The sequence below is a fragment of the Streptomyces sp. SID10853 genome, assembly GCF_010548145.1.
Taxonomy (GTDB): Bacteria; Actinomycetota; Actinomycetes; order Streptomycetales; family Streptomycetaceae; genus Streptomyces.
Map to the genome: position 1 here is coordinate 1 of NZ_JAAGLN010000270.1, position 8,863 is coordinate 8,863.

Sequence of the window (8,863 nt, forward strand, 5' to 3'; positions counted from 1 at the left end):
GCCGCCCGGGCCCGCGAAGGCGCCCCGGCCGACGAGTCCGCCCTGGACCACGGCCTGCACCGGCTGCGCGTCCTCAGCGCCGAGGAGCGGCCCGCGCCCTTGCCCGCGCCCACCGATCGCGGCGGCTACATCCTCTTCACCTCGGGCAGCACCGGCTGGCCCAAGGGCGTCCTGCTCTCGCACGAGAACGTCGCCCACTACGCCCTGTGGGCCGCCCGCGAGTTCGGGCTCACCCCCGACGACCGGATCGGCTCCCAGGCCGCCCTCACCTTCGACCTGACCACCTTCGACCTGTTCAGCGCCGCCGCCGCGGGCGCCTGCACGGTCTTGATGCCGGACCTGCTGCGCGCCTTCCCGCGCGATGTCGTCGGCTGGCTGACCGAACAGCGCATCACGCACTTCGTGGCCGTGCCCTCGCTCTACCACGGCATGCTCCAGCAGGGCGGCATCGCCGACACCCCACCGGCGCACTTGCGCGTCGCGGCCTTCGGCGGGGAGGCCTTCGCGCCCGAACTCCTCGCGCGCTACCTTGATTTGCTCGACAACGTCCCCTTCTACAACCTGTACGGGCCCACCGAGACGAACGCCTGCACCTCCTACCGGGTGCCCTCCGACTGGACCGCCGACCAGGAGCTGACCATCGGCCGCGGCATCGGCGGCGTCCACATCGAGGTGCTCGACGAGGACGGCCGGCCCACCGACGGCGAAGGTGAGATCCACATCGCCGGACCCACCGTCTTCCAGGGATATCTGCGCGGTGGCGAACCGAGCGACCCCACCCGCACCGTCACCTTCCGCGACGGCGTGGCACGCCGCGCCTACGCCAGCGGAGACATCGGGCGGATCACCGCCGACGGCCGGGTCTTCCTGCGGGGCCGGCGCGACTCCCAGATCAAGCGGCGCGGCCACCGCATCGACCTGATGGACGTGGAGAGCGCCGTTCTCGATCTGCCGCAGGTCGCCACCGCCGCGGTCGTCGCCAAGAACGGTCCCTACGCGGGCCAGATATGGGCCTACGCGCAGACCGGCGCCACCGAGCCGGAGCTCTTGGCCGCGCTGCGCGACGTACTGCCCAAGCGGATGCTGCCCGACCGGATCGTCCCGGTCACCACGTTGCCCACCACCACCAGCGGCAAGGTCGACCGCCGCGCCCTGAGTGGCGACGGCGACCCCGTCCCCACCAGCACCGAACCCCCCGGCGCCGTACCCACCGGCGCCCTGCCCACCGGCCCCGTACTCATCGAGGAGATCCCCGCATGAACAGCGTCGAAGACCTCTGCACCCTCATCGCCCGCCGGATCACCTGGGGCCGGGGCGAGGACCCGCAGTCCCTGACCCCGGACACCCCACTCCTGGAGATGGGCCTGGTCGACTCGCTGGCGATCATGGAGATCGTCTCGGCGCTCGACGCCGAGGCCGGCATCAGCCTGCCCGACACCGAGATCGTCGCCGCCAACTTCCGCAGCCCCAAGGCCCTTTGGGTCGCCATCGAGCGTCTCGAAGCCGAGGGCGGCAAGTGACCGCGGTGGCCCTGGCGGCGCTGCGCTCCGGCCCGCCCGAGACGGAGCGGCTCGTCGACACCTACCGGGATCTGGCGGCGCCGGTCCTGGAAAAGACCGCGGGCGACGACTTCCTCGCCCAGTGGCAGGCCATGGCCGACCTCGGTGTGCTGCGGCTCGCCGACCCGGACACGTCCGGACCCGGCCCCGTCACCCGCTCGCTCGCCGCGGTCGAGGGCCTCGGGCTCGCGGGCGCTGATCCGGGCCTGTGCTACGCGCTGGCCTCGCAGCTCTTCGGCATGCAGTTCCCGCTGCGGGCCGTCCTCGGCGCGGACGCCTGGGGTGCGGTCGCCGACGTCCAGGACGGTGAGGTGCTGCTGTGCCACGCGCTGACCGAGCGCGGCGGCGGCAGCGACCCGTTCTCCATGGCGACGCGGGCCCGGCGGGAGGGCGACGGCTTCGTCCTGGACGGCGCCAAGACCTTCATCACCGCCGCGCCCGTCGCCGACCGGGCGATCGTCTTCGCCCGCACCGCCGAAGGACGCTCCCCCTTCGCGCTGTCCGCGTTCCTGTTCCCGCTCGACCTGCCCGGCGTCCGGCGCGGAGAGTCCTTCACCAAGACCGCGCTGCCGAGCGTGCCGATGGGTGAACTCCTCTTCGACGGCGTGCGGTTGGGGCCCAAGGCGCTGCTGGGCGAGGAGGGCTCCGGTCTCGCGGTGATGGCCTCCACTACCGCCTGGGAGCGTTCTGTCATCCTCGGCTACGCGCTCGGCCCGATGCACCGCACCCTGGCCCGTACCGTCGAGTGGGCCGCACAGCGCGAGCACTTCGGCCGCCGCATGGGTGCGAGCCACCAGGTCGCCGCCCGTGTCAGCGACATGGCCATGGCCCTGCACCGCTCCCGCGTCCAGCTCTACGCGATGGCCGCCCGGCTCGACGCCGGGGTCCCGGCCCGCAAGCTCACCGCGGAAGCCGCCCTCACCAAGATCTCCGTCGCCGAGGACTACGTCCGGCTGACCGAACACGCCACCGCGCTGTCCGGCGTACGGGCCTTCCTGCCCGACTGGGACCTGGCCGCCGACCTGGCGAGCCCGATGGCGGCCCTGACCTACGCCGGCCCCAATGACCTGCTGCGCGTGGGCGTCGCACGGCAACTCGGCCTACCGGTCGAGAACTGACCGATCGAGACCCGAACCGAAGGACATCGATGACGCTGCCGACCCAACTCGAGGATCTCCTCAAACTCGCCGCGGAGACCGGCGCCCGGCTCGCCCCCCTCGCCGCCGATGTGGACGCCGGACACGCCGACGGCCACGAGACGTACCGCCTCCTGCGCGAATCCGGCCTGCTCGCCCTGCTCGTCCCCGAGGAGGCGGGCGGCGCGGGGCTCGGCTTCGGCGACTACTGGCGTGTGCTCGCCGAACTCGGCGCGCACAACGGGGCCGCGGCCCTCGGCGTGAACATGCACCACGTGGTGATGGGCGCGCTCGCCGACTCCGCCGGAACCCGTCTCTCCCCGGCCGCCGACGCGTTCCGCGCCTGGATGCTGGACGAGGTGGTGCACGGCCGCAAACTGTTCGCCTCCGCCACCTCGGAGACCGGCCGGGGCGCCAAGCTCCGCGGGCTGCGGACCCGCTACCGGCTCTCCGACGACGGAGCCCACTACATCCTGACCGGGCACAAGTCGTTCGTTTCGCTGGCGGGCGCCGCCGACTACTACGTCGTCGCGGCCGTGGCCGAGGACACCGCGGAGGACACCGCAGAGGTCTCGCACTTCGTCGTCGCCGCGGACGACCCCGGCGTCAGCTTCGGCAGCGTCCACCGCATGTCCGCGATGTACGGCACCAGCACCGCCCCCATGACCCTGGACCAGGTTCCGGTGCCGCGCTCCCGGCTCTACATGGGCGTCGAGGGCATGTCGCTGTTCAAGGTCGTACGCGAGCCGCACTGGATGATCGCCGGTTACGCCGGTGCCTACCTCGGCATCGCCGAGGCACTCTTCCGGCACACCGTCGACCATGTCACGGCCTCCCCCGAGCGGGCCCATTCACCCGTGGTGCAGCAGGAGTTGGGGCGCATGTCGGCCCGGCTGCGGGCCGCCCGCGCCCTGGTGCACGAGGCCGGTGACCTCGTCACCGCCGAGCGCGGCAGTCTGGAGGCCAACGCCATGGTGCACGCGGCCAAGTACGTCGTCGGCGAGGTGGGCCCGCAGCTCGCGCAGGACGCGCTGCGGCTGTGCGGCTCGGCCGCCGTCAGCCGCAGCCACCCCCTGGAGCGGCTGATCCGCGAGGCGTCCTTCGCGCACGTGATGCCGGCCAAGCCGCAGGACTGCCTGGAGTACCTGGGCAAGGCCGCCGTCGGCGTCAACCTCTACGACGCCCGGGCCTTCGCATGGTGATCCCGGTCCAGGACGCGCCCGCCGTCACCCTCGACGCCTTCCGGGCCCTGATGGGCTCGCACCCCAGCGGCGTCGCCGTCATCACCACCGCCGACGCGCAGGGCACGCCGTACGGCTTCACCTGCACCGCCCTGTGCTCCCTGTCCCTCGATCCGCCGCAACTCCTGGTGTCGGTGTCCAACACCGGCAGCACCCTGCCGATCCTCGCCGCCCGCGGCGCCTTCACCGTCAACTTCCTGCACGGTGCGGGCCGTCGCGCGGCCGAGGTCTTCGCGGGGCCCGCGGCCGAACGCTTCCGCTCGGTCGCCTGGCGGCCCGGGCCGGCCACCGGCCTCCCCGTCCTCGCCGAGGACGCCCACGCCAGCGCCGAGTGCCGCGTGGCCCGGCTCATCCCGGCCGACGACCACACCCTGGTCATCGGCGAGGTGCTGGACACCGAGACCCACGCACCCGCGACCGACGCGGCGCCGCTCCTGTACGGCATGCGCCGCTACGCCACCTGGCCGGCCGGCTGACCCGGCCGTTCCGATCCGGCTTTCGCCCCACCTCCCCATCCACGTCCCACCCGAACCCGAGGAATACGCATGTACCGCACCCTGATGAAGTCCAAGATCCACCGCGCCACCGTCACCCAGGCCGACCTGCACTACGTCGGCTCGCTGACCATCGACTCCGACCTGATGAAGGCCGCGGACCTGCTGCCCGGCGAGAAGGTCGACATCGTCGACATCGAGAACGGCTCCCGGCTGTCCACGTACGTCATCGAGGGCCCGGCCGGCTCCGGCGTCATCGGCATCAACGGCGCCGCCGCCCGTCTCATCAGCCCCGGGGACCGGGTGATCATCATCGCGTACGCCACCATGACGGACGAGGAGACCGCCGACTTCATCCCGCATGTCGTCTTCGTCGACGAGCGGAACACGGTCGTCGACCTCGGCGGCGACCCGGCCGCGGTGCCCGAGGGCTCCGGCCTCAAGCGCGGCGACCTCGTCGCCAACTGAGCGTGCGTACACGCCAGTTCAGGGGGTCGGCATGACGGTTTCCGTGGTCAGCGGGGGCACCCGCGGCATCGGGCGCGCACTGAGCCTGCGGCTCGCCGCGCTCGGACACGAGGTGATCGCCCTCTACCGCGGTGACGGCGAGTCCGCCGAGCAGACCGAGAAGGCCGGCGAGGGCCGGATCACGGCGCTGCGCTGCGACCTCACCCGGCCCGAGGAGATCCACACGGTCTGCGCCCGGATCACCGCCGACTACGGCGCGCCCGCCGTGCTCGTCAACAACGCCGGGGTCAACCGCGACGGGCCCTTTCTGTCCATGACCGCCGAGGACTGGGACACGGTGCTGGCCACCAACCTGTCCGGCCCCTTCCACCTGAGCCGGGCTCTCGCGCCCGCGATGGTGGAGGCCGGCGGCGCCTGCATCGTCAACATCGCCTCCACCACGGCGATCCGTCCCCGCAGCAACGGCGCCAACTACTGCGCCGGCAAGGCCGGTCTGATCCAGCTCACCAAGTGCCTGGCCCTCGAACTGGCCCCGCACGTCCGGGTGAACGCGCTGCTGCCCGGCTTCACCGACACCGAGGAGGTCACCGAGCGCTACGGCCTGGACGACCCGGAGCGGCTGGCCACCGTCCTCGGCACCATCCCCGCCCGCAGGCTCGGCACGACCAACGACATGGCCGACGCCCTGGAGTACCTGGTGACCACCCGCAGCGGCTACCTCACCGGGCAGCAACTCGTCGTGGACGGCGGCCACTTCATGGGGTGAGGACGCCCCTCTGCACCCCACACGCACCGACACACCCACAATCAGGAGAACACACCCATGCGACTGACCCGGCACCAGGTCGACCAGTACCACGACCAGGGATTCCTGACGCTGGAAGCACTTCTCGACCCCCGGGAGGTGGACACGCTGCGGGCGGCCCTCGACCGCGACACCAAGGTCCCCGGACCGCAGCTGGTGACCGAGGACGGCGGCACCGAGGTGCGCGCGGTCTACTCCTCGCACCAGCGCCGGCCCGAGTACGCCGGCCTGGTCCGCGATCCGCGCATCCTGCCGGCCGTGCAGCAGCTGCTCACCGACGACGTGTACATCTACCAGTTCAAGATCAACGCCAAGCCGGCCTTCGGCGGCGACAAGTGGGCCTGGCACCAGGACTACCTCGCCTGGCGGCTGGCCGACGGGCTGCCCGCGCCGCGTCAAATCAGCATCGGCGTCTTCCTCGACGACGTCACCGAGTTCAACGGTCCCGTCATCTTCCTGCCGGGCTCGCACCGCGAGGGGCTCGTCCGCGAGGGCCGTTCGGCCACCGCCAAGTCCGACCAGCACCTCGACCCCGACGACATCTCACTGACCCCGGAGCAGCTCGCCACGCTCGTCGACCGGCACGGTATGACCAGCCCCAAGGGGCCGGCCGGCTCCGTGGTGCTGTTCTCGCCGGAGATCGTGCACGGCTCGGCCCCCAACATGTCGCCGTTCGCCCGCCGCCTGCTGATCGCCACCTACAACGACACGGCCAACCTTCCGCGGCCCGTGGGCGAGCCGCGTCCGGACTACGTGGTGTGCCGCGACACCGAGCCGCTGCGCCCCCTGGACGCGCCCTTCTCCGAGACGCTCGCCCTGCCTATGGTGGCGTCGTGACGCCCCGCACCGGACGCGCCGTCGTCCTGGAAGAGTTCGACTCGCCTCTGGCACTTCGGGAGTTCGAGATCCCGCCCGCTCCCGACGGCGGCATGATCGTCGCCTGTGGATACGGCGGCGTCTGCGGCACCGACCTGCACCTGAGGCAGGGGCACCTCGACATCCCCGTCCCGCTGGTCCTCGGCCACGAAGGCCTGGGCAACGTAAGGGAGTTGGGGCTCGGGACGCACCGCGACGCCACCGGGGCGCCGCTCGCGACCGGTGACACGGTGATGTGGGCTTCCTCCATCGCCTGCGGCATCTGCCCGCCCTGCCGGCTGCACCGCGAACCAACCCTGTGCGAGCAGCGCCGCACCTACGGCGTCAACCGCGCCCTGGACAGCGGCCCCGAGCTCTCCGGCGCCTGGGCCGACCACATCGTGCTGCAGCCCGGCACCGCCGTCATCAAGGTGCCCGAGGGCATCGATCCGCTCGCCGCCATGTCGCTGGCCTGCGCCGGGCCCACGGTGGCGCACGCCCTGTACGAGCGGCGGCCGGTGCGTCTGGGCGAGACCGTGGTGGTGCAGGGCAGCGGCCCGGTCGGTCTCGCTGCGGCGGCGTTCGCCCAACTGGCCGGTGCGGCCAAGGTCGTTGTCGTGGGCGGCCCGGCCTCGCGGCTCGAACGGGCGGCGGCGGCCGGTATCGGTGACGTCCACCTGGACATCGCCGGGGCGGCCGACCCCGCGGACGTCCTGCGCCAGGTCAAGGACGCCACCGGGGGAGACGGAGCCGACCTGGTCATCGAGTGCGCCGGGGTGCCGGCCGCGGTCGGCCAGGGGCTGAGCCTGCCCCGCCGGGGCGGTAGCTACCTGATCATCGGCCAGTACACCGACGCCGGCGACACCCTGATCAACCCGCACCAGATCGTGCACCGGCAGCTGGACGTGATCGGCTCCTGGGCCTTCACCGGAGCCCATCTCGTCGAGTACGTACGCCTGTTGCCCGCGCTCACCGCCCGCTTCGACCTGGTGAGCCTGGTCACGCCCTTCCCGCTGGAGCGGCACGCCGACGCGCTCGGGGCGGTCGCGGACGGGTCGGTGATGAAGGCGGTGCTCACCTCCTGAGCGGGTCGCGCACCTGAGGGCACCGGGGCGGGAGGCGGTCGCCCGGGCCCGCCCCTCCTCGCCCCGCCGCCCCGCGTGCCGTCGGTACGCGGGGCGGCGCCGCACCCCGCTCAGCGGCCCGGCGCCCCCAGCGTTCCCAGGGCCTGTTGCGTCGCCGGGTCGTCGGGCAGGTAGGCGAGCAGATGGTGGCCCGGCTCGTCGACGGCGGCGAGCTTGACGTAGCGCAGCCGCAGATCGCCGGTGGCCGGATGCCGGAAGTGGCGTACGGCGGGATGGAACGCCGAGGTCTCCCGGCGGCCGTACCAGCGCGCCGCGTCCGGGTCGGCGAGCAGTTCCGCGGTGATCTCGGCGTACCGGCCGTCCTCGGGATGGCGGGCCGCCTTCGCCCGGAACTGGCCCAGCAGGCTCCGCGCCTCGGGCTCCCAACTGGCCAGCAGCGTACGGGCGGGCGCCCAGCGGAACACCAGCCACAGCAGGTTGCGCTGCTTGGGCGCGAGCCTGGCCGGATCGGTGAGCAGGGCTGCGTACCCCGAGTTCCAGGCCAGCAGGTCCCAGTGCGGGTCGAGCACCACGGCCGGGTTGGGCGTCAGCGCCTCCACCAGGGTCAGCAGGTTGCGCGAGACCCATCCCGGCGGGTGTTCGTCCGGCGCGGCGTGCTCCAGGAACGACAGCACGTGCGCGGTCTCGTCCGCGTCCAGGCGCAGCGCCCGCGCCACCGACCGGAGCACCTGTTCCGACGTGCGCACCCGGCCCTGCTCCAGCCACGCGTACCAGGAGCTGCTGATCCCGGCGAGCTCCGCGACCTCTTCGCGCCGCAGCCCCGGGGTGCGCCGCCGTGCGGACCCGGGCAGCCCCAGCTCGGCGGGCGTCAGCCGCTCACGCCGCGAGCGCAGGAACGCGCCCAGTTCCCGATCCCGGACGCTGCCCGCGCCGCCGTTCATGATCCCCCCTCGCCCCGCACTCCCAGGGTGTGAGCAAGGGTAATCGGCTGCGGGGCCGCGCCGCTCACCGGCGGTGATGGGGTGGAACCACCAGCCAGGCCGGGTGGTGCGGGACCGAGCGACCACCGCAGGATTACCACAAGGAGAGCCGTCATGGACGCCCATTCGGAAACCACCGACTCAGCGGGGCCCGCCGGCCCGGCGAGGCCCGCGGACTCGGCCGGGTCCGCCGTCCCGTCCGGGCCAGCCGAGGGAGCCGGGCACGCCGCCCCGTCCGGG

At 72.8% G+C, this 8,863-nt stretch carries 10 protein-coding genes; 9 read left to right on the forward strand and 1 reads right to left on the reverse strand.

The genetic code is table 11. From position 1 onward, the window contains the following. The 9 genes from G3I19_RS31560 to G3I19_RS31600 all read left to right on the forward strand — a co-directional run. The coding region (locus G3I19_RS31560) for an AMP-binding protein (protein ID WP_164267139.1) at window positions 1–1,260 on the forward strand (1,260 nt) is incomplete at its 5' end. After that, window positions 1,257–1,520 (forward strand): acyl carrier protein, encoded by a 264-nt coding sequence (locus G3I19_RS31565; RefSeq protein WP_164267140.1) that lies wholly within the window; start codon window positions 1,257–1,259, stop codon window positions 1,518–1,520. The genes G3I19_RS31560 and G3I19_RS31565, both read left to right, overlap by 4 nt. Continuing rightward, on the forward strand, window positions 1,517–2,677 hold the full coding sequence (locus G3I19_RS31570) for an acyl-CoA dehydrogenase (RefSeq protein WP_343235265.1): 1,161 nt from the start codon (window positions 1,517–1,519) through the stop codon (window positions 2,675–2,677). Before G3I19_RS31565 ends, G3I19_RS31570 begins: the two co-directional genes overlap by 4 nt. Before the next feature lie 29 nt (window positions 2,678–2,706). After that, the gene (locus tag G3I19_RS31575; protein ID WP_164267141.1) at window positions 2,707–3,897 is read left to right on the forward strand and encodes an acyl-CoA dehydrogenase family protein; all 1,191 of its coding nucleotides are present in this window, start codon (window positions 2,707–2,709) and stop codon (window positions 3,895–3,897) included. Further along, window positions 3,891–4,412, forward strand: coding sequence for a flavin reductase family protein (locus tag G3I19_RS31580; protein ID WP_164267142.1), 522 nt, complete (start codon window positions 3,891–3,893; stop codon window positions 4,410–4,412). The genes G3I19_RS31575 and G3I19_RS31580 overlap by 7 nt, the downstream gene beginning before the upstream one ends. A gap of 69 nt (window positions 4,413–4,481) precedes the next feature. Beyond that, window positions 4,482–4,898 (forward strand): aspartate 1-decarboxylase, encoded by a 417-nt coding sequence (panD, locus tag G3I19_RS31585; RefSeq protein ID WP_164267143.1) that lies wholly within the window; start codon window positions 4,482–4,484, stop codon window positions 4,896–4,898. Between the two features lie 31 nt (window positions 4,899–4,929). Next, window positions 4,930–5,664 carry an SDR family oxidoreductase gene (locus G3I19_RS31590; protein ID WP_164267144.1) on the forward strand — a complete coding sequence of 245 codons (735 nt, stop codon included), beginning with the start codon at window positions 4,930–4,932 and terminating at the stop codon, window positions 5,662–5,664. 57 nt (window positions 5,665–5,721) lie between these two features. Next, window positions 5,722–6,540, forward strand: coding sequence for a phytanoyl-CoA dioxygenase family protein (locus G3I19_RS31595; protein WP_164267145.1), 819 nt, complete (start codon window positions 5,722–5,724; stop codon window positions 6,538–6,540). Beyond that, the gene (locus G3I19_RS31600) at window positions 6,537–7,643 is read left to right on the forward strand and encodes a zinc-binding dehydrogenase (RefSeq protein ID WP_164267146.1); all 1,107 of its coding nucleotides are present in this window, start codon (window positions 6,537–6,539) and stop codon (window positions 7,641–7,643) included. Before G3I19_RS31595 ends, G3I19_RS31600 begins: the two co-directional genes overlap by 4 nt. A gap of 110 nt (window positions 7,644–7,753) precedes the next feature. On the opposite strand, the gene G3I19_RS31605 is transcribed toward G3I19_RS31600, so the two are convergent. After that, window positions 7,754–8,584 carry a helix-turn-helix transcriptional regulator gene (locus G3I19_RS31605; protein WP_164267147.1) on the reverse strand — a complete coding sequence of 277 codons (831 nt, stop codon included), beginning with the start codon at window positions 8,582–8,584 and terminating at the stop codon, window positions 7,754–7,756. Window positions 8,585–8,863: the final 279 nt, after the last annotated feature.